This window comes from Shimazuella sp. NTD248 (genome assembly GCF_059510395.1).
On record NZ_JCAJZT010000004.1, the window covers coordinates 251,222 to 276,740 of the forward strand.

Genomic DNA, 25,519 nt, shown 5'->3' on the forward strand with positions numbered 1-25,519 from the left:
CTGATTACACACTGGTTTTCTGGCCATATAAATGGATGACATGATAGGTAGCGTACACCCCAGTCCCTTCACAATACGATTGATCATATTCTTCCAGCACATTTTTTAGGAGCAGATGATTTGCCAATGAAGAGGATTGCGATACGGAATAATTTGCTCCAGTTGCTTTGATTCCTCGTAGAAAAGACCGGCAGTTAGGATAAGAAACTCTTTCCCAGTTTTCTTGTACATTTACAGAAGTAAGCCCGGATCGTGTCCAAAGTTGTTTCCAATAGGAAGAGGAGTGCATGATTAAGTGGTGTTGGTCAGGCTCAAGTCCTCGCCTTCTTTCTAACTTCTGAAACAGAGCTGTAAGCTCTTGGAAAGTATCTATTCCGAACGTGGAGGCCAGTAGCACCCCGTCTGGCTGGAGTGCTTTTGCCCAAGATGTGATGGTCTCTTTCGGATTGGATAACCACTGAATCGTTGCATTGGAAATGATCAGATCGTATTTACCTGATAAATAAGAATGGACATCTTCTGCGTCGCCTATGTGCCAATTGATATTTGGGTTTGGATTATTTCTTTTCGCTGTTTCTATCATTTTTGGCGCAAGATCCATTGCTGATAACTCTGCATCTGGATACTTTTGCATGAGTAGATTTGTCAAATACCCCGTTCCGCAACCTATTTCGCAGATGCGTCTCATCGGTTGAGTACATCTGTCCAAAGTTTGGAGTAACTGATGTGCCATTTGCTTTTGGATCACTGCATGTTGGTCATAAGTGGAGGATGATCGATCAAATCTGCGTGCAACCAATGATTTATTTACTAGCATGGTGCAATCCCTCCTGTAGCCACTGATGAAATTTCTCTTGATTTGTCCAAAAACAAGCATGTCCCGTCTCTTGCCAGACGGAATGGGTAAAAGAGGATAGTTGATTTGCTAAGTATTGTGTTGATTTTAAAGAGCAAATCTCGTCATTTTCACCAGAGAGTAATGAAACAGGGGTATGAATAAATTTTGTGTGTTCGTCAAAAGAAAATTGCTGTAAGAAATCCAAACCAGCTTGCAGGGATAACACAGAAGGAATATTTCCCCTTATTTCCTTGTTCCATTTGTCTTCAACGCCACTGAGTTTTTCATGATGAGTGAACATTTTTTGATCAAATAGCTGAATGGTTTGATGAGCATCCATCTCTATCTGTTTTTTCATTCGTTTGATCACCAATCCACTCCATCCCGTTTTATTTTGTTTGTTTCGGATGAATGAAGAGGCAGCTGCAATTAAGAATAGATGATTTATTTGTTTTGGATATTGAAGAGCAAGTTGAAGAGCTATCATTGCTCCTAGTGACCAACCTATGATGATTACTGGTTTATGTTCGATTTGTTGCAAGGTCTGGATTGCATGTTCATCGATTTGTTCAACCGTTTTGCAATTTTCAAAGGATAGGCTGTAATGGTGTGCATCTGTCCATTTCTTGATAAAAGGCTTCCAAATAGCTGAAGGTAGAGACCAGCCCGAAATCCACAAAAAAGAATACTGTTGTTTCATCGGATTACAGCCCATTCGTTTCCAATTTGAATAATGGATTCTATTGCTTTTTGTATATCTTCCTCTCGGTGGTTGGACATCAAGGAGAATCGAATTCTTGCACCACCAACCGGTACGGTTGGCGGACGGATGGCTACAGCCAAGATTCCTTGTTCCATGAGTTTTTGACTGAAAGCTAGTGACTTTGAACTGTCTCCAATGACAATTGGAATAATTTGGGTAGAGGAATTTGCTGTATCGAATCCATGCTTTGTAAGCTCAGAACGAAATTCCATACTTTTGCGTTTCAATAGATGACGAGAGCTGTCGCTTTTTTGGATTACCTTTAAAGCCTGAGTAATTGCTGCTATGATGCCGGGCGGCAAAGCTGTGGTATAAATAAAGCTCCGAGAAGTGTTGATGAGATATTGAATCCAATCTTTTTTAGCTGTTACATATGCTCCATATACACCAAATGCTTTGCTGAATGTACCCATGTGCAAGTCTACTTGTTCTGCAACTCCCAAATGATGGGCTAAACCTCTTCCAAGAGGCCCCATTGCCCCGACACTGTGTGCTTCATCGATTAACAAAGCCGCCCCATATTTCTCTTTCAATGCGATGAGTTCGCAGAGAGGTGCAACATCTCCATCCATACTGAAAACAGCATCTGTGACAATAAGTTTTCGCCTATAGTTTTTGCTAGTCGCTTTTTGAAGCAGGCTTTCAAGATGATTTATGTTGTTATGCCGATATCGAAATGACTTCGCACCACTTAAACGAATACCGTCGGCAATGCTGGCATGATTGTATTGATCGCTAAAAACAGCGTCTGTCTTGTTTAAAAAAGCAGATAAAACACCAAGATTGGCCATATATCCATTGCTAAATACGAGCGCGGATTCTGCTTGCTGCCATTTTGCCAGTTGTTCCTCTAAATAATGTGTTGCCTCTTCATGTCCTGCAAGCAGCCGGGAGGAAGGTGAACCTGCTTCTTCGGCCGTTTGCATCGCTTGGATCAGCAGAGGTTGACCTGATAGTCCCAAATAATTATTGGAGGAGAAGTTCAGCAATTTTTTTCCATCTCGAATACAGACAGGCTCAGCACCATGAGTGGTAGGTTTCAGTTCGCGTATTAAGTCTTTATCAGCCAGTTGGTTTAATTCAGTTTTTATTGTTAGTTCCCAGTTATTCATAGTGCGCAAAGTTCGATTTCAAATCCAAGATCTTCGATCATTTGATGATCGAGATTTGCTGCTTGGCCTTCTGTTGTCAAGTAATCTCCCACAAATATGGCATTGGCTGGATACAGAGCGAGGGCTTGCAATTGTCCAAGGTTTACCTCTCTTCCTCCGGATACACGAATCTCTTTGCTTGGATTCATAAATCGCATGAGAGCAAGAACTTTCAAGCAATAACGAGGGTTTAACTCTTTTGTATGTTCCAATGGTGTTCCTTTGATAGGATTAAGGAAATTAACTGGGATGGAATCTGCATCCAGTTCACGTAATGCGGCGGCGATTTGAATAACTTGTTCTTTTGTTTCCCCCATTCCAACAATGCATCCAGAACAGGGAGAAATTCCTGCTTCTTTTGCCATTTCTACTGTTTGTATACGGTGGTCATAAGTATGAGTAGTTGTAATATTGGCAAAATGATCGCTGCTTGTATTTAAATTGTGATTGTAACGATCTACTCCAGCTTCTTTTAATTTCAAAGCTTGATCATTACGCAATATCCCAAGGCAGGCACAAACTTTCAATTTCGTATCTTTTTTTATTTCTTTCACTGCTTCTATCACTTCTTCCAGTTCAGAGGCAGTGGGTCCATAACCGCTAGCAACGATACAATAAGTACCAGCTTTCCGGTTAACTGCTTCCTTAGCTCCAGCAACGATGACATCTTTTTCTAGCATGGTATATTTTTCGATAGGGGCTTTGGAGATGATAGATTGAGAGCAGTAACCGCAATCTTCTGAGCAATAACCGCTCTTCGCATTGATGATCATGTTCAGTTTTACCTTTTTTCCAAAGTAATGGTGGCGGACACGAAAAGCAGCTTGCAGCAAGGACAGGAGCTCCATATCATCTGCTTCTAACACGGACATTGCTTCATCCGACGATAGTACATCACCTGTCAAAGCTTTGTCGGCATAAATCTCCCAGTTTCTGGTGTTTGGTTTTAAAGTCATTTTTTATTCCTCCCAGCCTAGACGGCTTATAAGTTTTGGAATATTGATGTTAGCTTGAATGGCTTGTTGTAATTTTTCAGGTGTGAAGAAATCTCCTAACCATGGTAATGTTCCTAACACTGGAACTTTTGCTACCTGTTCAATGAGCCGAGGGTTATGCTGTACACTGAGGTCTTTTTCTGTTTCTTTTAATCCATTTAACATAACACCTGTTAGAGATAGCCCATATTGATGTGCGACGAGGGCTGTCAAGGCAGAATGGTTTACTGTTCCGAGCAAAGGCTGTGCTACGATGAGAAGAGGAAAGCCGATATCTCGTGCTAGGTCAGCTATGCAGTATTGTGTACTTAAAGGTGTCATTAGCCCCCCTGCTCCTTCAACCAGTACCAAATCATATTTGTTCGTCAACTGTGCCAATTGGTTTAAAATGAAAGAGGGCTCAATTTGCACTTGATGGGTTTCTGCTGCTAATTGAGGTGCAACAGGTTCAGGAAAACTATACGTTACAATCTGTTCGATGGGATCATCTACTTTCGCCCAGCATTTCAGACGCATTCCATCACTTTCATCTGCATGGATCAGATGACCGCTTTGAACAGGTTTCATGATACCTACTCGATAGCCATTCTCTTTAAGCGCTACCGCAAGTCCAGCAGTTATGACGGTTTTACCGATCTCGGTTCCAGTAGCAGTTATAAAAATGCCTTTACTCACTTTCTGTCCCCTCTTGAATTGCTTGATAGAGAATATGGAGCATCTCGCGCAGTTCTTCTTTTGCAGCGATAAGCGGTGGAAGAAAAGTTATCACAGAATCCAAAGGACGAGTGATTAAACCGAGTTCTCTTGCCCGATTGCATACTCGTTGTCCGATTGTGTCCTGAAGAAGATATGGTTTTTTGCTCTCTTTTTCTTTTACTAACTCAATCCCAATCATCAATCCTAGTTGACGTACTTCACCAACATGCGAGAGTTGGTAGAATTCTTTTAACCATTGGGCGACCTGCTCACTCATTTCTTGAACATGTTCGATTATATTTTCCTGTTCATATAGATCTAAGTTTGCTAATGCAACCGCACAGCCCAATTGGTTTCCTGTATAGGAATGTCCATGATAAAAAGTTTTTTGGTCTACATAATCTCCATAAAAGGCTTGGTAAATTTCATCGGAGGTTAGTGTAGCAGCTACAGGTAAATAACCACCGGTTAATTTTTTTCCAACCGTCAGAATGTCAGGTTCTATTCCATCATGTTCACAAGCGAACATTTTTCCTGTTCTCCCAAATCCAGTAGCTACTTCATCAACCAATAGCAAAATATCATACTGGCGACACAGTTTTTCTACTTCCGCCATATAACCTTTTGGAGCTACGATAATTCCACTTGCACCTTGTACCATCGGTTCAACAATTAATCCGGCAATCTGATCCGCTTTCTCTTCCAACTTTCTTTGAAGTTCAGCTAAACATGATTCTGCACATTCCTGTTCTGTGCCAGTGAACCGATAGGGATATGGATAGGGAACTTTTTCCGTTTGAAATAACAATCGGTCAAATGCATGATGGAAAGTAGGAATTCCACCAACACTCACAGCGCCGACTGTATCCCCGTGATAGGCGTTTCGCATACTGAGGAAAATGTGTTTCTCTGGTTTTCCCCGGTGTTTCCAGTAGAGAAAGGCCATCTTTAATGCGATTTCCACTGCTTCCGCTCCACTATCAGAAAAAAATACTTTTTGTACACGATCAGGAGTTATCTGAACTAGTCGTTCTGCCAATAAAATCGCAGGTACATTGGACATTCCCAGCAGAGTAGAATGAGCAATCTGATTTATTTGCTTATGGAGCGCATTATTTAACTCTTTGCGGTTGTGCCCAAATACATTTAGCCATACGGAGGCATTTCCGTCGTAGTACACTTTGCCTCTGACATCGATAAGCTTTACTCCCTCCCCTCGCTCGATAATCAGTGGTTCTTCTTGCAAATACTCCTTCATTTGCGTAAATGGGTTCCATAGGTATTGTCGGTTTTTTTGTAATAACTCTTCGTATTTTCCCAAAACTCACACTCCGATTGTAAACCTAATTAATATATTAGTTTACGTTTGAGAATATAACAGAACTTTCGTGGCACAACAAGGGGGAATTTTTCATTTGTTCCAAACAAATGAAAAAAGCTAACCAGCATAACGAGTTGTGGTTAACTTTTTTGTCATAAGAAGTATAGATTTTTAAGCTCGATTTATGTACAGTTTGCATCTCAAGAATAGAAGAGAACATAGAAGATATAAAAATATATGACTGCACCCCTCTTTATGGAGAAAGAAGGGTGCTTTTATGACGCTAGTACATCGATTTTTACTTCGTTACTATCACAGGTGGCCTCCATTTTTGTGTATAGAAGTACCAACCCACGATTGCAGCTTCCATCGATTGGTACAGGACATACGTTGCTGCGACAACCCAAAGGTTCATGTGTTTCCAAGCGATGATCATGCAACTACACCAAACGGCATTACTGATGAAGCTGCTCACCATGATGATCGTATTTTTTTGGATCGCTTTAAGGGCACGTGCGACCACATTGTAGATGACGCCAGCTACGCCTACCAATAGATAGATGAAGATCCATTGATTGGTGGTGGTGATCATCTTGGGATCATTGGTGAAGAGCTTTGTAATCCATTTTCCGAAGAGGAAAACCGAGCTGAGAATAATAATGGCAGTGAGAATGCCCACTTTCAGAATGCTAGTGGTGTACTGCTTGACTCGTTTGTATTTGGAATCACCATAAGCCTGAGGTACAAAGCGACTTACGGATACGTAGAACCCCCAGAAAATGGCGGAAGGAACCGCCATAATTTCCGCTGCAATTCGTTGCGAGGCAAACACTACATCGCCGTAACTTCGCAAAATGTACCACAGAAACGCTGCGTTCATTTGGTAGAACAACATGTCGGCCATTAGTGGAACTGCGTTACGGAGAACATCTTTTTGGACACCCCAATTAGGATGAAGAGAGAAGAGCTTTTTCTGAAACACCATTTTCCGCAGAAAAAAGGTCATATAGATCAGTCCTGCTACTTGTCCAATAATCGATGCCCAAGCAATGCCTACTACTCCGAAGTTGAGGAAATAAGCTCCAACAAATCCGAGCAGCAGGTGAGTCCCGTTCCAAATCATTCCAGCTTGGGTTGAACGATCGGTTTGTCCGATTCCCTGCAATGTTCCCTCCACTGTGCTGTAAAGGGAAAGCAGGCAGATTGAGCCCATCATAACTTGACAGTAAGTCGCGCCTTCAAGTGCTACTGAATCGCTAGCACCCGTCAATTGGAGGATTTCACTGGGAAAGACAAGTGATAGCCCTCCTACAAGGAATCCAAATGCCATGGAAAACTGCAATGCTTGGACAGTGATCGTTTGTACGAGTACCATCTGTTTTTCTGTCTCTTTGCGTTGCTCTTTCAAGGCTGCCAAGCTTTTTGGAAGATGTTCTTTCTTTTGACTGGTGCACTGGCTGATCAGGTGCGTTGTCACACTTCGCAATTGCTGATCGATCGCCAGATAAATGAGCGTAACCATAAAGGTTGATGTAACAATCAGGATGGCTGGAATGCCAAGATGAGCTACGAGTAACATGCTGATGAAACCAGTTACTGTCTTTGAAAGCTGTCCAATACCTGCCCATCCAGCTGTTTGGATCATCTGGTTTTTCAGGGATTTCCGAATCACTATCTTTCCTTGTCTATAGTCGGAATATTATTATTATAACAGAAGTTTTGGGAGCCACTTTAAAAAGGAAGAGATTTTTAATCGAGAGATGGTGTTGATCCATCCTTAAAGCTAGTAATTTCTTTTCAGAACATCTATATTCAATAAGGGGCTTTTTTTAGGTATGGAAAAAAGTACATCGTCGATAATGGATACAAGAAAAGAGGAATGAGAAGATGAGCAATGTATACGTTTTTGATCACCCTTTGATTCAACACAAATTGACGTATATTCGGGATAAAAATACAGGTACAAAGGAATTTCGGGAGCTAGTAGATGAGGTAGCGACCTTGATGGCATACGAAATTACTCGAGATTTACCTCTTAAAGAAGTAGAGATTGAGACACCTGTGACTACCATGACATGTAAAATGATTGAAGGAAAAAAAATCGGCTTGGTTCCCATTTTACGTGCAGGACTTGGGATGGTAGATGGCGTATTAAAATTAATTCCAGCAGCAAAAGTGGGTCATATTGGATTGTATCGTGATCCAGCGACATTGGAAGCCGTACAATATTATGCCAAAATGCCATCTGATATTGGAGAGCGTGAGTTGATTGTGATCGATCCTATGCTTGCCACAGGCGGATCAGCATCGGTTGCAATTGATCAATTGAAAAAAATTGGGGCGACAAGCATGAAGTTTATGTGCTTAATTGCTGCACCTGAAGGAATTGCCCGTTTGCAAGAAGATCATCCTGATGTTGACATTTATGTTGCAGCAGTAGATGAAAAATTAAACCAAAAGAGCTATATTGTACCAGGTTTGGGAGATGCAGGGGATAGGTTGTTTGGAACAAAATAATTTTTTCACGGAAATTACATTGTTTTTACAAGCATAATTCAAGGATATTGCAAATGTGTGACGAATTATTCACATTCTGGGGTACGAAAGCGTTGACAATGAAAGAAGGCATCCGGTAGTATTAGCAGGGGAAACGACTAATTGAGACAATTACCCTCGAACCAACAAATTTTTCACCAATACCCCATTAACTTACTTTCAATAGGGGGTTTTCCGTGTGAATCAAGATAAAAGTGCGTTACGTCTGGTAGCGATGGTTGGTTCAATGGGTACGGAAGTGATAATCCTATCTGTTGGTGGCGCTTGGTTAGGGAAACTGGCAGACGATACTTGGCATACCAAGCCTTTGTGGCTTCTTATCGGCCTAGTTTTAGGTCTTTCAATCGGTTTTGTCAGTGCTGCCTTCACGCTAAAAGCTTTTTTAAAGGAATGACTTCCCTCATGGAATCAAAACTAACCACTCGCCGTCGCGTTATGGTCCTCACTACTGGACTCCTCAGCGTGTTTCTGATCATGGTTTTTCTGACCCCGTACCGTGCTTTTTTTGGCGGACTCCTCTTGGGGACATCTGTGAGCCTGTATAATTTTTGGTACTTGTCTTGGAAGCTGGAGCTTGTACTCAAAAATGCCCTAACAGGAAACAAAATCAGAGGAACAGGAATGATCAATCGTTTCTTTGTGGTAGCTTTCGCTATGCTAATTGCGGCCAAATATCCTGCTGCATTTGATGTAAAGAGTGTACTTATTGGGCTGCCACTTTGCTATATCCTATCTATTTTCTCCTACTTTACAACTCCTAAAGCACAAAGGGGGTGACTTATCAGAATGGAATTATCACCAAAGGTTACTTTTCTCGGTTTAACTTTTGATTTAGCTGTTATAATCGGTTCGTTGCTAACTGCTGTTATCGTACTCATCATTACTATTTTAGCTACCCGCGGACGTCAAATGAGACCCGGTAAACTTCAAAATATAGTAGAGATGGTGATCGACTTTAGCCGTGGAATAGCGCGGATGAGTTTTGATGACCGGACAGCAGAAAAATATCTTGGGTTTACCTTCACTCTCTTTTTGTTTATTTTGATAGCAAACCAGCTTGGAGTTATCATGATGGTATCAGCTGAAGCCCATCATGCAGTACCAGCACTAGGGATTACAGAGGAACTTTTGCAAAAGTCTCATGAAGTTTCATGGTTAAAATCTCCTACTGCTGATCTAAATGTAACGATTTCGATGGCTGTTGCTATTGCCTTGTTTGCAAACTATATGGGACTTCGAAAAAGTGTAAAGGGATATTTTAAACACTTCTTAAGCCCGCTAGGTATACTTCATGTAATCGAAGAGTTTTCTAAACCAGCAACTCATGCTATGCGTTTATGGGCAAACATTTTTGCTGGGGAAGTTTTGATCGTTATTATGCTTACAAAAGGTCCAATCTACTTGACTGGAATACCAATGTTAGCGTGGATGGGATTCTCTGTATTCGTCGGGGCAATCCAAGCTTATATTTTTACTGTACTAGCAAATGTGTATATCGCACAAAAGATGACATCAGATCACTAAACTTTTTTGGGAGGAACATATAAATGGATTTAAATATTCTTGCAGGTGCAATCATGATCGCTTTCGCAGCACTCGGAGCTGCAATCGGTAACAGTAATCTTTTCGCAAAATATATCGAAGGGATCGCACGCCAGCCTGAATCTCAAAGCAAACTATTTGGTCAAACCATGATTTTGTTCGGATTGATCGAGGCTCTGCCAATTATTGGTGTGGCTCTTGGTATTCTTCTTCTGTTTGGAGTTATTTAAGTCAGGTAATGTGCTAGTCCAACCGCAGGGGAATTTTGCGGGATTTAGGAAAATGGGCGGGGGCACAAAATCTCCCGCTATTGTTTTAACTTTAGAAGATACAGTTTCTCTGAAAGAAGAGTAATGAAAATATATGTATTGGTTTATCCACTATAACCGAAAGGAGTGACCTCCTTTGTTAAGCTTAAATTTGGGGACAATGTTAGCTCAGTTGGTGATTTTCCTTATTCTGATGCTTTTGGTTTCTCGATTTGCACTTCGCCCTATGCTTACAACAATGCGTACAAGACAAGATTATATTGATGGACAAATCAAGTCGGCAGAACAACAACGTGCAGATGCAGAAAAACTAGTCAAGGATCAAAAAGAAGCTTTGCAACAAGCAAGAGAAGAAGCAAAAGAAATTATTGAGCGAGCAAAAGTTCAAAAAGAGCGTGAAGCGGAAGAAATTATCCGTTTAGCTAACGAAAGAGCAGAACGGTTGATACAAGAGGCGACAAACGAAATTAACCGTGAGAAAGAAAAAGCATTATCTGCTCTTCGTCTGGAAGTGGGAGAATTGAGTGTACAACTAGCTACAAAATTGATTGGTCAAGAATTGGATCAAACCAATCAATCAAAGTTGGTACACCGTTATCTTGAACAAGTAGGAAGAATGCAATGAATATATCGTTAGTAGCAAAACGATATGGAAAAGCTTTGTTTGAAGTCGCCCAAGAACATGGCTTGCTCCAAGAAATAGGGGCTGATTTGAAACTTATACTCGAATCAATTGCACGTTCGGATATTTCAAAGTGGTTATCTCATCCGGCAACTTCCTTAGAGCGGAAGAAAGCTATTTTAGAAAATAGTTTTGCAGAAGTTCAACCTCTTACCAAAAACTTTTTATATTTGTTGGTAGATGAGGGACGGGAAAATGAACTTACCGGGATTGCTGCTGAGTATAAAAGACTGGCTTTAGAGGCAACTGGTATGGCAGAAGCAGTTGTAACAGCTGCATATCCGTTGACTGCTAGTGAAAAAGCAGAACTAGTGACTACTTTTGCGGAAATAATCGGCAAGAAACTAGTTATCGAAGAACGAGTGGATTCAGATATATTAGGTGGAGTAATTGTGCAAGTAGGCGATCGCCTCTATGATGGCAGCCTCAAAACTAAATTGCTCCGTTTTCAAGAACGTCTAAATGCTTAAAGCATAGGGGTGAAAATCGGTATGAGCATTCGTGCAGAAGAGATCAGTTCGCTGATTAAAGAACGAATCGAAAATTATCAAGCGGACCTTGAAGTTAGCGATGTCGGTACCGTTATCCAAGTTGGGGACGGTATTGCCCGCGTTCACGGTCTCCAAAATGCAATGGCTGGTGAACTTTTAGAGTTCAAAGGCGGCATTATGGGGATGGTTTTAAACTTAGAAGAAAATCACGTCGGGGTTGTTATTTTAGGTCCTTACAGTGAAATTCGAGAAGGCGATCAAGTAAAACGTACGGGTCGTTTGATGGAAGTACCTGTAGGAGAAGAATTACTTGGACGCGTAGTAAATCCTCTTGGGCAACCATTAGATGGAAAAGGCCCAATTAACACTACTGCATTTCGTGCTATTGAGTCCCCTGCACCTGGGGTTATCGATCGGAAATCTGTTCATGAGCCAATGCAGACTGGTATTAAAGCGATTGACTCAATGGTACCAATTGGTCGTGGACAACGGGAGTTAATCATTGGAGACCGTCAAACAGGAAAAACGACGATTGCAATCGACACGATCATCAACCAAAAAGGCAAAAATGTGGTCTGTGTATATGTAGCAATCGGACAAAAACAATCAACCATTGCACAAGTAGTAGAGAAACTACGTCGCCATGGTGCATTAGAATATACCATCATTGTAGCTGCAAGCGCATCTGATCCAGCTCCTCTTCTATTCTTGGCGCCATATGCTGGATGTTCGATGGGTGAATTTTTCATGTACAATGGCGGACATGTGCTATGTGTATATGATGATCTATCCAAACAAGCGGCTGCATACCGTGAATTATCCCTTCTTCTTCGCCGTCCGCCAGGTCGTGAAGCATACCCAGGGGATGTATTCTACTTGCACTCCCGCTTATTAGAGCGAGCTGCAAAATTATCCGATGAGCGTGGTGGCGGCTCCCTTACCGCATTGCCATTTATCGAGACACAAGCGGGCGATATTTCCGCTTATATTCCTACCAACGTAATTTCGATTACAGACGGTCAAATTTTCTTAGAGTCTAACTTGTTTTACTCAGGTGTTCGCCCAGCAGTAAACGTAGGTTTTTCCGTATCCCGTGTAGGAGGTTCTGCTCAGATCAAAGCAATGAGCAAAGTAGCGGGCAGCTTGAAACTAGACCTCTCCCAATATAACGAACTTGCGGCATTTGCTCAGTTTGGTTCTGATCTAGACCCTATTACAAGAGCAAAACTTGCACGTGGTGAGCGAGTCATTGAGATTTTGAAACAAGATGAAAATGAACCAATGGCAGTAGAAAAACAAGTTATATCTATTTACTTGGCAACCAAAGGTCATTTGGATGACATTCCAGTTGCCGATGTACGCCGTTTTGAAAAAGAATTCCATTCTTTCTTGGATGCAAACCATGAAGATATTTTGGCTAGTATTCGGGAACATAAGAAGATGGAAGATGAAAATGATGAGAAATTAAAATCTGCGGTTGCAAGCTTTAAAAAAGGTTTTTCTGTAACAGCGTAAAGACTGATGAAGCCTGAGAGGAAAGGCGGGTGAATCAACGATGGCAACGATGCGAGAGATTAAATTAAAGATAAATTCTTTTGAGAAAACCAAGCAGATCACCAAAGCGATGAAAATGGTAGCTGCTTCTTATCTCCGTAAAGCACAAGAACAGGCGGAAGCAAGCCGTCCTTATGCAGAAAAACTAAAAGAAGTTATCACAGGTTTAGCACATAGTGGATCAAGTGTAAAACATCCCATGCTACAGTCACGAACAGTCTCTAAAACCGGATATTTGATCGTAACTTCAGATCGTGGGCTTGTGGGTGGTTATAACAGTAATTTGATCCGTCTGCTCATGCAGAAGTTGGAAGAACGGCATAGTTCAAAAGATGAATATGTAGTTTTTGTTATTGGACGCAAAGGTTTGGAAGTGCTGCAAAAACGCAATCTTCCCATAATCGGTCAAACGACAGGGATATCTGCTATTCCTCAGTTTTCAGAAGTAATCAATATTGCCAAAGATGCTGTGGGCAACTATGCAGATGGTAATTATGATGAACTATATTTGCTGTATAACGAGTTTGTAAACCCTGTTGTTCAGCGTCCAATGGAAAAAAGGCTCTTACCATTAGCATCCGATGAGTTGGTACAAGAAGAAAAAAGTCAAAATACCGCTTATGAATATGAGCCATCGGAAGAAGAGGTATTAGCGGAGTTGTTACCTCGATATGCGGAGACTTTGATTTATAGTGCACTTTTAGAAGGTAAAGCAAGTGAACATGCAGCACAGATGAATGCAATGGAAAATGCGACGGAAAATGCGACGGAAATTATCGGTAATTTAACCCTTGAGTTTAACCGGGCTCGTCAAGCAGCAATTACACAAGAGATTGCCGAAATTGTCGGTGGCGCCGCAGCATTATAGTTTTTGTTAAGGAGGGAATAAGATGGGTCTAGGGCGAGTTTTACAGGTAATGGGTCCTATCGTTGACGTTGAGTTTGAACGTGGACAACTACCTGAAATCAATAATGCTCTTGTGATTAAGAAAAGCGATGGAACATCGCTCACATTGGAAACAGCTCTTCATCTTGGAGATAACAACGTACGTACAATTGCTATGTCATCTACTGATGGCTTAGTTCGGGGAATGGATGTAGAAGATACAGGTGCTCCGATTTCTGTTCCAGTTGGTCGTCCATCACTTGGCCGGATTTTTAATGTGTTGGGTGAACCAATCGATGAAGCAGGTCCTGTAGATGCGAAGGAAACACTTCCAATTCACCGTTCTGCTCCGAATTTTGAAGAACAATCAACTGAACAAGAAATGCTAGAAACCGGAATCAAAGTAGTAGACTTGCTAGCACCATATGCAAAAGGTGGGAAAATCGGACTCTTTGGTGGTGCAGGTGTAGGGAAAACCGTTTTGATTCAGGAATTGATTCATAATATCGCGCAAGAACACGGTGGTCTTTCCGTATTTTCAGGTGTTGGAGAGCGTACCCGTGAAGGGAACGACCTTTACCATGAGATGAAAGACTCTGGTGTTATCAGCAAAACAGCAATGGTATTCGGTCAGATGAACGAGCCGCCAGGTGCACGTATGCGTGTTGCGTTAACTGGTCTTACTATGGCTGAATATTTCCGTGACAATGAAGGTCAAGATGTATTGTTCTTCGTTGATAACATTTTCCGTTTTACCCAAGCAGGTTCTGAAGTGTCCGCACTTCTTGGTCGTCTGCCATCAGCGGTAGGTTATCAGCCAACGCTCGCAACGGAAATGGGTCAATTGCAAGAGCGTATTACCTCGACAAAGACTGGTTCTGTAACATCTATTCAGGCGATTTACGTTCCTGCGGACGACTATACAGACCCAGCACCAGCAACTGCGTTTGCACACTTGGATGCAACCACCAACTTGGAACGTCGCCTAACACAAAAAGGTATTTTCCCAGCGGTTGATCCACTAGCTTCTTCTTCACGTATCTTATCTCCTGCGATTGTTGGAGAAGAACATTACAATGTAGCTCGTGGTGTACAACAAATCTTGCAACGTTACAATGAATTACAAGATATCATTGCAATTCTTGGTTTTGATGAACTATCGGAAGATGACAAACAATTGGTTGCTCGTGCGCGTAGGATCGAGAAGTTCCTTTCCCAAAATATGCACGTTGCAGAACAGTTTACCGGACAACCTGGGGTGTATGTACCAGTAAAAGAAACCGTTCGTGGTTTCAAAGAGATCTTGGAAGGTAAACATGATGATCTTCCTGAAGATGCTTTTTACATGGTCGGAAACATTGACGAAGCCATTGAAAAAGCAAAATCCCTTGGCGTTACCGCCTAGTGGGAGTGTTGTCAAATGAGTAAAATGCAACTGGACATCGTGACCCCAGAAAGAAAAGTTTACTCCAAAGATGTAGAAATGGTAATCACTCGTGCTGCAAATGGGGATATTGGAATTCTTCCTCACCATGCTCCACTTGTCAGCCCCTTATCTGTTACCGTTGTGAGAGTGAAAAACGAAGGTAACGAAGAGCGGATTGCGATAAGCGGAGGATTTTTGGAAGTTCGTCCAAGTGGTGTGACCATTCTTGCAGAAACAGCAGAGCTCTCTACTGATATTGATGTAGAACGAGCTGAAGCTGCTGTAGAGAGAGCCCAAGGACGGATGTCAGAACACGAAGGTGACTTAGCACGGGCGGAACTAGCACTTAAACGTGCAGTGAATCGTTTAGAAGTAGCTAAGTGGAGATAATAATACATCAAAGAAAACACTTCCTTATTTGTAGGGAAGTGTTTTTTATATGAATATCAGCATAAATGCTCGATTCTGAAATGTAAAATTTAGTCCTATTAAAAGTTTTAATATTCGAAATGATAATTTTTGTATATCTATTACAATTCTATTTTTGTTATAATAGCTTTTAATGTCCCTGCCTAGAGAGAAGTTCATGGACAAAGAAACAGTAATTGCCAATGTCAGGATCTTGGAATGCGCTCCTTCCCCACGTTATTCCGAAGGTTGGGTCGTGAGGGTAGAGGTACCAGGGAAAGATGTTCAGGTCCTCTGCAAGACGGATGGATTTCCATTTTCTGATAAGGGTTCAGCAGTTACAGTTGCTGTGGATCGAGCGAAAAAGCTACAACAGAACTTCCCGGATGTAGAGCTCTGGAATAAAGAGGAGCCGGGAAAGAAGTCACCGATCTAGCCTCTGAAGGGAATTCTCTAGGTACCCAGCAAGATGTCATTGATACCTTGCTGGGGCCAATAACAATAAAGATAACATGGATCATGCCAAGGATGTTTCATTTGTAGAACAGGCAGCATATTGTCATAGTTATAAATAGGAAAAGTTAAGGCTTAAAATGATTCGTAACAATAATTCAAATTTTGGAATCGGATAGTCATCTCTAAGAACCAATACTCCTGAAAGAACGGTAAACGACTGAATATAAAAGAGAAATGAGAAAGCACTCTTCTTCTAAATAGAGAGTGCTCATGATTACTTCTAGATTATTACCGGCTAAAAGAAACATCCCCATTGTGAGTTTGCAGTACTAGTGAAGGGGAATTTGTATTACTTGTACCAATAACCCCTTTGAGCTGTCGATTATCACCTTCATTTGTTGATGTCAAAGTCGTTCCTTGGGTTTGAATTGGGAAATCAGATTGAACATCGCTGCCTGTAAAGTTTACATTTAATGATTTTGGATCATGTCCGACAGAAACATTGATGTCTCCATTGCTTGTAATTACTTTATTTTGTGCATAGAAGTTTTGGATAGATTGAATATGGACATCGCCATTTTCAGATTGAGCAGTAAAGGTGGAATCAATATTTTGTAAGGTGACATCACCTGAATTGGTAGTTGCTTGTAATATATTTCCTTGGTATCCATCTACATCAATATTTCCAAAAGAGGTCTGTAAAATCAAGTGGTCTTGGGGTGCTTTTTTTGATGCATCTGGATTGGAAGCGGATTGAATGTGAATGTCTCCTGATGAAGTAGAGATCGAATTTTTAGCATGAAAAGCGACTTCCGACAAGTCAATGTCTCCATGACTAGTTTGAACTGTCAGTGCTGCATTAACGTTTTGAAATTTTACGTCCCCATTATTTGTACTTGCTTTTACTGTATTTCCTTGAAAATCTTCCAACATTATATCCCCATGCTTAGATTGTAAAGCTAATGATTCATATTGTTTTTTTGGCAAATATACTCTAACTTTAGTAGGTTGTTTGATCGATCCTAGATCGAAATGAATCCATGATCTGGCATTTTCTTCGCGTTTTGCCTCTATTTCAATTGTATCGCCTTTATTCGAAAGTAGTAAATCAGTGGTGACATTTTTTCGTTTGTTTCCAGTGAAAATTGCAGATATTAGATTATTTTGACTTTGATATACCTCAATATCAATAGAATTACTTTTTACAATTACTTTTTTTGTGTTGCTCGCCTCTACTTGTTTCTGATGTTTAAAAGGGGTTTCTGACTCAAGTCCTACATTTTTATATACCAAAACAGATGCGCCTACTAAACCAATAAGAAAAAGGATAATGCCGGTTACAATAATTTTTTTCATCTGCTTTCACCTCGGATGATTCGCTGATTGGATTTTAAATAACGGGTAAAGATGTAAAAAAACTTTTTGGAAAAATACGTATTTATAGTTCCAAGAACTAACCCAATCCCTAATAATCCCATCGTCATAAAAAATAGTAATAAGATAGACTGCCAACTATCATCGCCAAAGAGCATGACTAGGACGGAGAGAGGTGAGATAACAAATGCAAAAGATACAGCATACAAAGAGATTACTACTGCTACAATAGCGAGGAAAGGGGCTAGTACAAAAACAAGATTGATAAATCCAAGCCCGAGTGAAGTGAAGACCGCTCTTGTAATACTAGAGTATGAGCGATGTTGCTCTGCATGTTCCAGATGGTATTCAGTAAGTAATTCTCTTGCAATCTTCTTAGGACTTCCCAAATTCTTTGCAATATCTTCTTCTGTTCTACCTTCAAAGACACCATGTTCAAAGTGTTCCTCATAATCAGCAATGGTTGTTTCTTGTTCCTCTTTTGGTAGTCGATGCAAGTGTCTTTTTAATTCTGCCAGAAACTCATTTTTGTTCATTTAAAATCCCTTCCTTGATCAACTGATTTACTCCGGTTGAAAATTGTTTCCATTCGTTGATTAGCTCATCTGCATACGTTTGTCCGAGATCTGTTAATTGATAATATTTTCGTGGCGGTCCCTCTGTGGATTCTACTAAGTAGGTTGTAAAGTAACCTTCTTTGGTCAACCTTCTGAGCAGTGGATAGATCGTGCCCTCTGCAATAAGGAATTTTTCGGAAATCGTATGAACCAATTCATAACCATATCTATCTTTATTTAGCGTTAATACCAGAACACATAAAGTGAGAACCCCTTTTTTGAACTGTACATTCATCTGATCACATCCAATTATCTAAAGGTACTGTGCAATGTATTGTACCTGCTGATAGAATAATATCACGCACTATTATACATTGCAAGGTACTAAATTAATTTTATTTTAGAAGGAGATTTCTGTTAAGATAGAAACCGAATTAGATATTGAAATGAATATTAGACCTTAGGCCGACCGAAAGTAAAGAGTCAATTACCTTTATAAACATTGAGGTTTAGCGCGTTTTTTACGAAGTCTTATATATCGAAATTCAACGCTAGTGGATTTTAGGAATGAGGGTCACTTGAGATTGTGGATAAATTTGAAGATGAGATTCATTATAGACAAAAAGAGATAAATGGAAGGAGAGGTGAAAAGAAGAACCGTTAAAATGAAGGAGTAATCAAATTACGTATTAAAATTTATTGATTACCCCTCTGATTGGAAATCAGTTATAAGACTTTTGACATAAAGGGAATTTTCCGAATCAAATTAGCCAATAAGTAACAAAGAGGTATCGTGACTACCACTGTTGCTGGGAATATGAATGCAGGTGTGAGGTGAAGTACTTTCCAGAAAACAATGACAGTTGTGATAATCGGAATGTGAATGATGTAAACAGTAAAGGCATTATCTGCCAATAGCCCTGAAAAATTACCTCTGCTGGGAAACCTCTTACGAAAGAGAGTGATCAAGCCAATACAAATTCCAATGCAGAATATGGATTCGCACAGGGAGTAAACGAAAGATACCCAGTTCCAGCCGCCTGCAAACGGTAGTCCACTCATAGCAAGGTATAAAGATAAGAAGAGACCAACAATCGCTGTTATGAATCCTGTTCTGCCCATCCTGTCAGAGATCGTTTGTAACCAATTGTGTTTGTAAGCAATAGTACCAACGATGAATAGTAGTATATATTGTGCAAGGTCATATCCGGATGGTGTAAACAATAGAACAACGGATTGAACGGGAGCTGAGCCTCCAGGTAGGCCAAAAGCCGGAATCCATAGTCTAACAATGAAATTTGCTGCTGCTAATACGATGGTGAAGATAATGATTTTGGTGTAGGTAAGGGCAATATGCTGGTGATCATTTGACTTTGCATGTTTTTTAATAACTTGTACCCAGAATACATAGAAATAAATGAATATCAGAAGTACTCCGACAAACCATATGGGCCCGTATGTCACATGTGAAAAATAAGTTTTCCATGTCAATGGTTCTCGATTGATAATATACGCATCGATTGCTTGGACTTGGCTAAGGACGAAATCGTAAAAGATGATAGGGATAAACAGTCGAACGAATCTATCTTGGAGAAAACGTCTGGCTCCTTTACGCTCCAAAGAAGATGGAACGAAATAACCGGAAATCAGGAAGAACAGCCCCATGAAAAAGCTTTGATTAATAGAGAGGAATAGGTTTCCAATAGTAGCTTCAATTGATCCGGGTTTGAACACATTCGTAGCAATGGAAAAGAAAACTAAGTGATGCAGTACTACCAACATGGTGAGTGTTGACCTTAGGTTATCAATAAAGAATAACCGGCCGGCTTTTTGAGACGACGATTTCCCTATAGGAATGTTTTTTATTGTATTCATGGTAAATTCTATGTCTCCTTTTCTAAAGATGTTTAAAATCTGCATGATGCACACACATGGTCAAATGGTCGCTTTGCGAAGCAATACATATGATGAAAGGATATAGATGACAACCAATGGCATTGATCCGATCGCAAGTTCGAATGCGGAATGCTGGATGAACCAATGAAAAATATCTACCCACCATCCATAAATTAACGAACCGATGGTGGAAACAACGAAGACGGTGCTGAAGAAAATAAGCAGTCCGGTACGACCAAATCGTTGAAAGATGCTCCCTATAACAACTCCAAGAAAACACATATGCAGCATGAACACAAAACTCGTTAACAGTTGCTCCATAACTGACCCGTCATTTAAATACGAAAGATGGAAAAAGTTTAATTTCGTACCCCATCCACCTGTCCACTGCTCTACAAGTGAAAGCAGAAACCATACAATCGCAAAGCCAGCACTTATCACAGCGAAAATGCCTGTGGTACCTAAAAAGAAATCCGTTCTTCGCACGCTTAGTCCAAGTGCAAATGGAAACATGCGAACGACAATGACGATCGCCACAACCAGCATACTAATATAGGTAGGGGCGACACTGCCGGGATAAGAGATCGGTACACCGATGAGAAAGCCGATGACAAGATTGGTACCAAAGATAAGAAAGGTAATTATCCATGGGATGAAAAACCACCATTTCGCTTTAAAGTGCATATTCATGACACCTGTTATGTGGTTCATTGTACTTCTTCCTCCTTTTTACGAGTTTTTGCACTTGTCAGATGAACGATCAGTTGTTGCAATGATATTGGAGTAAGCTCCAGCCCAAGCTCTTCTGCCTGTTTACGATCCTCTGAGCTTAGTCCTCCCATGATATGGGCTGAAAGAAATCCACCGAGCGGAGTACAATCAATCACATCTTTTTCTGCTGTAAAGCTTTCTACATTTGGTGTCTGCCCTGTGACGGTAAAAGCGCGTTCGCGAAGGGTGTCGCTATCTTCGTCGATGAGTATTTTGCCGTTGTCGATGACGAGGACATGCTCCAAGATCCGACTTACCTCGTCGATCAAGTGCGTGGATAAAATAATGGTTCGCGGGTATGCTCCGTAATCCTCAATCAATCGTTCATAGAACAAGCTTCTAGCCACAGCGTCAAGTCCCAAATAAGGTTCGTCGAATATGGTAAGCGATGCACGGCTGGCAAGGCCGATAATGATTCCGACAGTGGAGATCATTCCTCGGGAAAGCTTCTCCATTCTTCGTTTTAGTGGAAGCTGGAAATCTTCAATCAATGTATAGGCATACTCCATATCCCAGTTTGGAAAAAGTGAAGCGGCCACATCCATTACATCCATAATGCGAAAGTTTTCCGGATATTTTTGGCTTTCTTTGATGAAACAAATTTGACTGAGCGCATGACTGTTTTCATAAGGGGTTTCATCGAAAACTTTTATCTCCCCCTTTGTTGCAAATATTTGAGCAGTTATCATTTTCATGAGCGTCGTTTTGCCGGCACCATTTCTTCCGAGCAGCCCGTAAATTTTATTTACTTCGATGGAGAAACTGACATCATAGACTGCTGTTACATTTCCATACGACTTTGTCAGTCTATGGACTTCAACTGCATTATGACTCATCTCGTTTTTACCCCTCTCTTAATCATGTCTGCCAATTCATCCGACGTGATACCCAACTTATCTGCCTCTTGAATCATCTTCACGATATACTGTTCGAAGAACTGTTCTTTTCGTTTCTCCATCAACTTTGCGTGTGCCCCTTTCATAACAAACATGCCGATCCCGCGTTTTTTGTATAAAATCCCTTGATCCACTAACAAATTGACACCTTTTGCGGCCGTTGCCGGATTGATCCGATAAAAGGAAGCGAATTGATTCGTGGAGGGGACTTGCGATTCTTCGGCTAGCCCTCCTTTGATGATGTCGTCCTCTATCCGTTCAGCAATTTGTACGAAAATCGGACGACTGTCATCGATTAAACTATCCATTCCCTTCACCACCAAATTAGTTAATTACTTATGTAACCAACCATACAAGATGAAAATTTTGTTGTCAACAATTTTTTATCATTGTTTAGAAAACTCGTGGTCAGAACAAGTGAACAAAGGATAAAGTAGTTTACTAAAATTAAAATAACCCGAGTTTTTACCTCGGGTTCAGCAGTAATATACCTATTAGACCAGTGATATAGTTGGTGAATATAAGAAACAGACAGCATTAGTCGATAGGATTTGGATGTTTTTTCCTTATTTTTTCTCTGAGTATCAATGGACGGTTAAATGAAAAGAACCTTCCCATTTTTATGGAGAGGTTCTTTCTTTTCGGAGAAAGTTTCACTTACATGTCGGTGCTATTTGATCGTCTGTGCCTGTGTAGATAAATGAGTCCGGCACGTATTTGTTCTCGCCAATTTTGTCCCACAGTTTACTGGTGCCATAAGGGCCTTTGACGGTAGAACCTTTTACTTGGCAATAGATGGTCACTGTTTTTTTATTCGCTAATTTTTGCACAACTTTTGATGACGTTTTTGGTTGCTCATGAACGGCTAATTTGCTGCCGTGGTATGTTTTGACGATCCCTGTGTGATACTTGGAAGAACATGTATTCGAGCTTTTGTATATTTTCTTGCTATAGTAGGTCACTTTGCTTGATCCAAAGTAAATCGGTTGTACAACATTGTTTTTTCTTTGTTCAAAGTGCAGGTGTGGACCAGTGGAATTACCTGTACTCCCTACATTACCGATTTGTTGTCCTGCTTGGACCACTTGGCCTTTTTGTACTGTAATTTTGCTCAAGTGAGCATACACAGTTACCCAGCCGCCGCCATGATCGATGAAGATAAATTTTCCATAGCTTTTCTTGCCTAAATTTTCAGTCCGCATGACCTTGCCAGATGCAGAAGCCACTACTGTTTTCCCATATCCTTTTCCGTTTTTTTGACTAAAGTCAATCGACAGATGTGGATTGTGGTTCTTTCGAGTTTGTCCATACCATGTTTGATTACAAGGAAATGGCATTTGAAAGTTTGGTGCAGCTAAGCTTTCGTTCGGCATGATAGTAAAACAACTAAAAAAAAGCATCAGAGATAAGTAAGTGAAAATAAATTTCCTCATATGTATACCTCCTATCCCCTTTTTTTTATATTGATATATTTAAATTCGAAATATTGTCCAAGTCAAAGGATATTTTGGTAATTTCGTTTCTAGTTATTGCTATTTCTTTTGAGCTGAGCATTTATTTGCGCTTTGATAGTTTCTTTTTCCAAAGTAATAAACTTTTTTAGAGTTAAAATAGACAGGTTTTACAGCTCCATTATGCTTCTCTTCAAAGTGTAGATGGGGAGCAGTGGAATTTCCTGAGGTGCCTACATTGCCAATCTTTTGACCTGCTTCGACTGTCTGTCCTTTCTTAACATTGATATTACTCAGGTGTGCGTAACGAGTTTCCCACCCATTTCCATGATCGATGTAGACGTAATTTCCATAACTTCTATTACCGAGGTTACCAATCTTTTTCACTTTTCCAGAGGCAGAAGCGATGACAGAATCTCCATAGCCATTTTTTCGACTAAGATCGATGGATAGCATTGGATTATGGTCTTTCCGAGTTTCTCCCTTCCACGTTTGTCCACATGGAAAAGGCATTTGAAAGGCAGGAGCAGCATAGCTTTGCTCAGGACTTATTCCGACTATAGAAAAACAAGAGAATAAAAGGACAAGAGATAAGGAATAGGCTTTTATTTTTTTCACAGAAACACCCCCTGTATATCTCTTAGAGATAAAGCAATCTTTTCCTTTATAAATGGAATTAGTTTCAAAATATAGACGAAAATCAGATCATAAATATCCATAACTCTAGTAATTTATTTTTTCTTATGTACTGAGGAACGGGATTTTTAGGAAACCGTTTCGTTCTGTTTCTATATGCAGGCAATAGAACTTAATTTGTTTATATAGACATGCCAACATATAAGGAAAAAAATACTATATAATTGTAACAGTATATTCTATTATTTGTGCATAATTAGACACAACTCTTCTTTTTTTGCTATAATCAGGTCAAAAGAAGGGTCTTTTCATAAAATTTTGTCTAGTATTGTCTAGCAAGTTGAATATGTAATTGAATAAAGATGAAGGGTAATAAAGAATTTACCTTCTAAGAAAAACCATCGGAAAAACTGGAAGCGTTTTATTTTAACAGAGGATAAATGCAAAGGGGGATTCTTTTTATGCCGATAACCAAAGCATTTCTGATCATTTCTATCTTTTTTATTATCGCAATCTTACTGCCGATAGCTGCGCTTATATTAGCTCGTATTTTGAGAGCATCAAGACCAACAGATGAAAAAGCGACAACTTATGAGAGTGGTGTTGAATCGGTTGGAAGCAGTTGGGTGCAGTTTCATGTTCGGTATTATTTGTATGCTCTCCTTTTTGTTGTGTTTGATGTGGAAGCGATATATCTTTTCCCTTGGGCAGCAGCTTATGATGTTTTGCGGTCTGATATAGGATTAGCCATCTTGTTGGAGATGGGGTTGTTTATAGGCTTTCTTGTATTGGGACTTATTTATGCTTGGAAAAAGAAGGTGTTAGAGTGGAAGTGAATTTTGAAAATATAGACCCTTTGACACGTCAAACGATGGATAGAAATGTTCTCACTACAACCTTAGATCAAGTAAAGGCATGGGCAAGAAGTAACTCGATGTGGCCTCTGACATTTGGACTTGCATGCTGTGCGATTGAAATGATGGGAACGGGAGGTTCACATTATGATCTCGATCGATTTGGTGTGATTTTCCGAGCTTCTCCCAGACAATCTGACTTGATGATTGTCGCTGGTACTGTGACGAAGAAAATGGCTCCATTGTTACGTCGGTTATATGATCAGATGCCCGAGCCAAAATGGGTCATTGCAATGGGATCGTGTGCGACTGCGGGCGGACCATATATCAAATCATATTCAGTCGTGAAAGGTGTCGACCAGATCGTACCTGTGGATGTTTATATTCCTGGATGTCCACCAAATCCTGCCGCTCTTATCTATGGCATCCATAAACTGCAAGAGAAAATACGTTATGAAGCAAAAACAGGAAAGAGGGTGACGAGTCAGTGAGTGAGGAAGAAAAAAAGCCACCTGTTCGACCAAGGCCAGCCGCCAAAAAAGCAGTAGAAGAGAAAGCGTTGCCACCTTCCCCAAAACAACCTGTTGTGGATGAGCTCGTCACTCAGCTGAAAAGGAAGTTCGGAGAACGGGCAGTCTTAGAGGGTTATATTAACCAGCCAAATGATCATTTACCTACTCTCCTTATTTCCCAGGAAATGTGGAGTGATGTTTTATCCTTTTTAAAAAATGAGCCTAGTCTGCATTTTACCTATCTACAAAATGCCTCGGCCATTGACTATGAAACACATTTAGAAGTAGTTTTTCACCTTTATGATTTAAATCGTAAAGAGCGAATCGCAGTAAAAGTAAAACTCGACCGTGAGCAAGCTGTTCTTTCGAGTGCATCCCATTTATTTGCAGCTGCAAATTGGAATGAACGGGAAATGTACGATTTAATGGGGATTCAATTTACGGGTCATCCTGAACTCAAACGAATTTTATTGCCAGATGAATGGGTAGGCCATCCACTGCGAAAAGATTATGTAGCATTGGATAAGGAGGTGTAGCC

At 40.5% G+C, this 25,519-nt stretch carries 31 protein-coding genes; 15 read left to right on the forward strand and 16 right to left on the reverse strand.

Annotation, left to right across the window (positions count from 1 at the left end):
* Nucleotides 1–4: 4 nt before the first annotated feature.
* From bioC to AC5WOE_RS10920, 7 genes are all read right to left on the reverse strand, one after another.
* Nucleotides 5–817, reverse strand: coding sequence for a malonyl-ACP O-methyltransferase BioC (gene bioC / locus AC5WOE_RS10890; protein WP_496050217.1), 813 nt, complete (start codon nt 815–817; stop codon nt 5–7).
* Nucleotides 804–1,538, reverse strand: a complete 735-nt coding sequence (locus tag AC5WOE_RS10895; RefSeq protein ID WP_496052586.1) for an alpha/beta fold hydrolase — start codon at nt 1,536–1,538, stop codon at nt 804–806. Before AC5WOE_RS10895 ends, bioC begins: the two co-directional genes overlap by 14 nt.
* The gene (gene bioF / locus AC5WOE_RS10900; protein WP_496052587.1) at nt 1,535–2,713 is read right to left on the reverse strand and encodes an 8-amino-7-oxononanoate synthase; all 1,179 of its coding nucleotides are present in this window, start codon (nt 2,711–2,713) and stop codon (nt 1,535–1,537) included. The genes AC5WOE_RS10895 and bioF overlap by 4 nt, the downstream gene beginning before the upstream one ends.
* A complete protein-coding gene (gene bioB, locus AC5WOE_RS10905) occupies nt 2,710–3,708 on the reverse strand; it encodes a biotin synthase BioB (protein ID WP_496052588.1) in 999 nt (332 codons plus the stop codon). The genes bioF and bioB overlap by 4 nt, the downstream gene beginning before the upstream one ends.
* 3 nt (nt 3,709–3,711) lie before the next feature.
* The gene (gene bioD / locus AC5WOE_RS10910) at nt 3,712–4,422 is read right to left on the reverse strand and encodes a dethiobiotin synthase (protein ID WP_496052589.1); all 711 of its coding nucleotides are present in this window, start codon (nt 4,420–4,422) and stop codon (nt 3,712–3,714) included.
* The gene (gene bioA, locus AC5WOE_RS10915) at nt 4,415–5,764 is read right to left on the reverse strand and encodes an adenosylmethionine--8-amino-7-oxononanoate transaminase (RefSeq protein WP_496052590.1); all 1,350 of its coding nucleotides are present in this window, start codon (nt 5,762–5,764) and stop codon (nt 4,415–4,417) included. The genes bioD and bioA overlap by 8 nt, the downstream gene beginning before the upstream one ends.
* A 298-nt stretch (nt 5,765–6,062) precedes the next feature.
* Entirely contained in the window at nt 6,063–7,436 is a 1,374-nt protein-coding gene (locus AC5WOE_RS10920; RefSeq protein ID WP_496052591.1) for an MATE family efflux transporter, read from the reverse strand.
* Between the two features lie 215 nt (nt 7,437–7,651).
* Between AC5WOE_RS10920 and upp the strand changes: the two genes are divergently transcribed.
* The 12 genes from upp to AC5WOE_RS10980 all read left to right on the forward strand — a co-directional run bounded on the left by upp (nt 7,652) and on the right by AC5WOE_RS10980 (nt 16,014).
* Nucleotides 7,652–8,281: a uracil phosphoribosyltransferase gene (gene upp / locus AC5WOE_RS10925; RefSeq protein ID WP_496050223.1), complete on the forward strand. Its 630-nt coding sequence runs from the start codon at nt 7,652–7,654 to the stop codon at nt 8,279–8,281.
* Nucleotides 8,282–8,498: 217 nt separating this feature from the next.
* A complete protein-coding gene (locus tag AC5WOE_RS10930) occupies nt 8,499–8,714 on the forward strand; it encodes an AtpZ/AtpI family protein (RefSeq protein ID WP_240875542.1) in 216 nt (71 codons plus the stop codon).
* Between the two features lie 8 nt (nt 8,715–8,722).
* On the forward strand, nt 8,723–9,097 hold the full coding sequence (locus AC5WOE_RS10935) for an ATP synthase subunit I (protein WP_496050224.1): 375 nt from the start codon (nt 8,723–8,725) through the stop codon (nt 9,095–9,097).
* Between the two features lie 9 nt (nt 9,098–9,106).
* On the forward strand, nt 9,107–9,844 hold the full coding sequence (atpB, locus tag AC5WOE_RS10940) for a F0F1 ATP synthase subunit A (protein ID WP_496050225.1): 738 nt from the start codon (nt 9,107–9,109) through the stop codon (nt 9,842–9,844).
* A gap of 23 nt (nt 9,845–9,867) precedes the next feature.
* Nucleotides 9,868–10,092, forward strand: coding sequence for a F0F1 ATP synthase subunit C (gene atpE / locus AC5WOE_RS10945; RefSeq protein WP_160800256.1), 225 nt, complete (start codon nt 9,868–9,870; stop codon nt 10,090–10,092).
* 175 nt (nt 10,093–10,267) lie between these two features.
* Nucleotides 10,268–10,756: a F0F1 ATP synthase subunit B gene (gene atpF / locus AC5WOE_RS10950; protein WP_496050226.1), complete on the forward strand. Its 489-nt coding sequence runs from the start codon at nt 10,268–10,270 to the stop codon at nt 10,754–10,756.
* Nucleotides 10,753–11,283, forward strand: coding sequence for a F0F1 ATP synthase subunit delta (locus tag AC5WOE_RS10955; protein WP_496050227.1), 531 nt, complete (start codon nt 10,753–10,755; stop codon nt 11,281–11,283). Before atpF ends, AC5WOE_RS10955 begins: the two co-directional genes overlap by 4 nt.
* A gap of 21 nt (nt 11,284–11,304) precedes the next feature.
* Nucleotides 11,305–12,819, forward strand: a complete 1,515-nt coding sequence (atpA, locus tag AC5WOE_RS10960; RefSeq protein ID WP_496052592.1) for a F0F1 ATP synthase subunit alpha — start codon at nt 11,305–11,307, stop codon at nt 12,817–12,819.
* Between the two features lie 40 nt (nt 12,820–12,859).
* Nucleotides 12,860–13,726, forward strand: coding sequence for an ATP synthase F1 subunit gamma (gene atpG, locus AC5WOE_RS10965; RefSeq protein WP_496050229.1), 867 nt, complete (start codon nt 12,860–12,862; stop codon nt 13,724–13,726).
* Nucleotides 13,727–13,748: 22 nt separating this feature from the next.
* Complete coding sequence (gene atpD / locus AC5WOE_RS10970; RefSeq protein ID WP_496050230.1) at nt 13,749–15,149, forward strand: F0F1 ATP synthase subunit beta; 1,401 nt, start codon at nt 13,749–13,751, stop codon at nt 15,147–15,149.
* 15 nt (nt 15,150–15,164) lie between these two features.
* The gene (locus AC5WOE_RS10975; protein ID WP_496050231.1) at nt 15,165–15,560 is read left to right on the forward strand and encodes a F0F1 ATP synthase subunit epsilon; all 396 of its coding nucleotides are present in this window, start codon (nt 15,165–15,167) and stop codon (nt 15,558–15,560) included.
* Between the two features lie 196 nt (nt 15,561–15,756).
* Entirely contained in the window at nt 15,757–16,014 is a 258-nt protein-coding gene (locus AC5WOE_RS10980) for a hypothetical protein (protein WP_496052593.1), read from the forward strand.
* Between the two features lie 308 nt (nt 16,015–16,322).
* Here AC5WOE_RS10980 and AC5WOE_RS10985 read toward each other — a convergent pair whose 3' ends face one another.
* The 9 genes from AC5WOE_RS10985 to AC5WOE_RS11025 all read right to left on the reverse strand — a co-directional run bounded on the left by AC5WOE_RS10985 (nt 16,323) and on the right by AC5WOE_RS11025 (nt 23,597).
* Nucleotides 16,323–17,390: a DUF4097 family beta strand repeat-containing protein gene (locus AC5WOE_RS10985; protein ID WP_496052594.1), complete on the reverse strand. Its 1,068-nt coding sequence runs from the start codon at nt 17,388–17,390 to the stop codon at nt 16,323–16,325.
* Nucleotides 17,387–17,944: a DUF1700 domain-containing protein gene (locus AC5WOE_RS10990; RefSeq protein ID WP_496050234.1), complete on the reverse strand. Its 558-nt coding sequence runs from the start codon at nt 17,942–17,944 to the stop codon at nt 17,387–17,389. Before AC5WOE_RS10990 ends, AC5WOE_RS10985 begins: the two co-directional genes overlap by 4 nt.
* Complete coding sequence (locus tag AC5WOE_RS10995) at nt 17,931–18,260, reverse strand: PadR family transcriptional regulator (RefSeq protein WP_496050235.1); 330 nt, start codon at nt 18,258–18,260, stop codon at nt 17,931–17,933. The genes AC5WOE_RS10990 and AC5WOE_RS10995 overlap by 14 nt, the downstream gene beginning before the upstream one ends.
* A 431-nt stretch (nt 18,261–18,691) precedes the next feature.
* Nucleotides 18,692–19,840: an acyltransferase family protein gene (locus AC5WOE_RS11000; RefSeq protein WP_496052595.1), complete on the reverse strand. Its 1,149-nt coding sequence runs from the start codon at nt 19,838–19,840 to the stop codon at nt 18,692–18,694.
* Nucleotides 19,841–19,900: 60 nt separating this feature from the next.
* On the reverse strand, nt 19,901–20,572 hold the full coding sequence (locus AC5WOE_RS11005) for a hypothetical protein (protein WP_496050237.1): 672 nt from the start codon (nt 20,570–20,572) through the stop codon (nt 19,901–19,903).
* Entirely contained in the window at nt 20,569–21,468 is a 900-nt protein-coding gene (locus AC5WOE_RS11010; RefSeq protein ID WP_496050238.1) for an ABC transporter ATP-binding protein, read from the reverse strand. Before AC5WOE_RS11010 ends, AC5WOE_RS11005 begins: the two co-directional genes overlap by 4 nt.
* Nucleotides 21,465–21,836: a GntR family transcriptional regulator gene (locus AC5WOE_RS11015; RefSeq protein ID WP_496052596.1), complete on the reverse strand. Its 372-nt coding sequence runs from the start codon at nt 21,834–21,836 to the stop codon at nt 21,465–21,467. The genes AC5WOE_RS11010 and AC5WOE_RS11015 overlap by 4 nt, the downstream gene beginning before the upstream one ends.
* 345 nt (nt 21,837–22,181) lie before the next feature.
* Entirely contained in the window at nt 22,182–22,961 is a 780-nt protein-coding gene (locus AC5WOE_RS11020) for a M23 family metallopeptidase (RefSeq protein ID WP_496052597.1), read from the reverse strand.
* A 99-nt stretch (nt 22,962–23,060) separates the two neighbouring features.
* Nucleotides 23,061–23,597, reverse strand: coding sequence for a M23 family metallopeptidase (locus AC5WOE_RS11025; RefSeq protein WP_496050241.1), 537 nt, complete (start codon nt 23,595–23,597; stop codon nt 23,061–23,063).
* Between the two features lie 479 nt (nt 23,598–24,076).
* Here AC5WOE_RS11025 and AC5WOE_RS11030 point away from each other — a divergent pair, with 479 nt between their 5' ends.
* From AC5WOE_RS11030 to AC5WOE_RS11040, 3 genes are read left to right on the forward strand one after another with little or no spacing between them, the layout of a single operon-like run.
* Nucleotides 24,077–24,451 (forward strand): NADH-quinone oxidoreductase subunit A, encoded by a 375-nt coding sequence (locus tag AC5WOE_RS11030; protein WP_496050242.1) that lies wholly within the window; start codon nt 24,077–24,079, stop codon nt 24,449–24,451.
* Nucleotides 24,452–24,486: 35 nt separating this feature from the next.
* Nucleotides 24,487–24,960 carry a NuoB/complex I 20 kDa subunit family protein gene (locus tag AC5WOE_RS11035; RefSeq protein ID WP_496052676.1) on the forward strand — a complete coding sequence of 158 codons (474 nt, stop codon included), beginning with the start codon at nt 24,487–24,489 and terminating at the stop codon, nt 24,958–24,960.
* Nucleotides 24,957–25,517, forward strand: a complete 561-nt coding sequence (locus AC5WOE_RS11040; protein WP_496050243.1) for an NADH-quinone oxidoreductase subunit C — start codon at nt 24,957–24,959, stop codon at nt 25,515–25,517. Before AC5WOE_RS11035 ends, AC5WOE_RS11040 begins: the two co-directional genes overlap by 4 nt.
* Nucleotides 25,518–25,519 lie beyond the last annotated feature (2 nt).

Bases quoted from the DNA above. Each gene is read 5' to 3' on its own strand.
- atpG (WP_496050229.1), top strand. From the start codon at position 12,860: ATGGCAACGATGCGAGAGATTAAATTAAAGATAAATTCTTTTGAGAAA.
- AC5WOE_RS10985 (WP_496052594.1), bottom strand. From the start codon at position 17,390: ATGAAAAAAATTATTGTAACCGGCATTATCCTTTTTCTTATTGGTTTA.
- AC5WOE_RS11015 (WP_496052596.1), bottom strand. From the start codon at position 21,836: ATGGATAGTTTAATCGATGACAGTCGTCCGATTTTCGTACAAATTGCT.
- AC5WOE_RS10990 (WP_496050234.1), bottom strand. From the start codon at position 17,944: ATGAACAAAAATGAGTTTCTGGCAGAATTAAAAAGACACTTGCATCGA.
- AC5WOE_RS11000 (WP_496052595.1), bottom strand. From the start codon at position 19,840: ATGAATACAATAAAAAACATTCCTATAGGGAAATCGTCGTCTCAAAAA.
- bioF (WP_496052587.1), bottom strand. From the start codon at position 2,713: ATGAATAACTGGGAACTAACAATAAAAACTGAATTAAACCAACTGGCT.
- AC5WOE_RS11010 (WP_496050238.1), bottom strand. From the start codon at position 21,468: ATGAGTCATAATGCAGTTGAAGTCCATAGACTGACAAAGTCGTATGGA.
- AC5WOE_RS11020 (WP_496052597.1), bottom strand. From the start codon at position 22,961: ATGAGGAAATTTATTTTCACTTACTTATCTCTGATGCTTTTTTTTAGT.
- AC5WOE_RS10895 (WP_496052586.1), bottom strand. From the start codon at position 1,538: ATGAAACAACAGTATTCTTTTTTGTGGATTTCGGGCTGGTCTCTACCT.
- atpB (WP_496050225.1), top strand. From the start codon at position 9,107: ATGGAATTATCACCAAAGGTTACTTTTCTCGGTTTAACTTTTGATTTA.
- AC5WOE_RS11035 (WP_496052676.1), top strand. From the start codon at position 24,487: ATGGATAGAAATGTTCTCACTACAACCTTAGATCAAGTAAAGGCATGG.
- AC5WOE_RS10995 (WP_496050235.1), bottom strand. From the start codon at position 18,260: ATGAATGTACAGTTCAAAAAAGGGGTTCTCACTTTATGTGTTCTGGTA.
- AC5WOE_RS10955 (WP_496050227.1), top strand. From the start codon at position 10,753: ATGAATATATCGTTAGTAGCAAAACGATATGGAAAAGCTTTGTTTGAA.
- AC5WOE_RS10935 (WP_496050224.1), top strand. From the start codon at position 8,723: ATGGAATCAAAACTAACCACTCGCCGTCGCGTTATGGTCCTCACTACT.
- AC5WOE_RS10980 (WP_496052593.1), top strand. From the start codon at position 15,757: ATGGACAAAGAAACAGTAATTGCCAATGTCAGGATCTTGGAATGCGCT.
- atpD (WP_496050230.1), top strand. From the start codon at position 13,749: ATGGGTCTAGGGCGAGTTTTACAGGTAATGGGTCCTATCGTTGACGTT.
- AC5WOE_RS11005 (WP_496050237.1), bottom strand. From the start codon at position 20,572: ATGAACCACATAACAGGTGTCATGAATATGCACTTTAAAGCGAAATGG.
- atpE (WP_160800256.1), top strand. From the start codon at position 9,868: ATGGATTTAAATATTCTTGCAGGTGCAATCATGATCGCTTTCGCAGCA.
- upp (WP_496050223.1), top strand. From the start codon at position 7,652: ATGAGCAATGTATACGTTTTTGATCACCCTTTGATTCAACACAAATTG.
- bioB (WP_496052588.1), bottom strand. From the start codon at position 3,708: ATGACTTTAAAACCAAACACCAGAAACTGGGAGATTTATGCCGACAAA.
- AC5WOE_RS11030 (WP_496050242.1), top strand. From the start codon at position 24,077: ATGCCGATAACCAAAGCATTTCTGATCATTTCTATCTTTTTTATTATC.
- bioC (WP_496050217.1), bottom strand. From the start codon at position 817: ATGCTAGTAAATAAATCATTGGTTGCACGCAGATTTGATCGATCATCC.
- AC5WOE_RS10975 (WP_496050231.1), top strand. From the start codon at position 15,165: ATGAGTAAAATGCAACTGGACATCGTGACCCCAGAAAGAAAAGTTTAC.
- atpA (WP_496052592.1), top strand. From the start codon at position 11,305: ATGAGCATTCGTGCAGAAGAGATCAGTTCGCTGATTAAAGAACGAATC.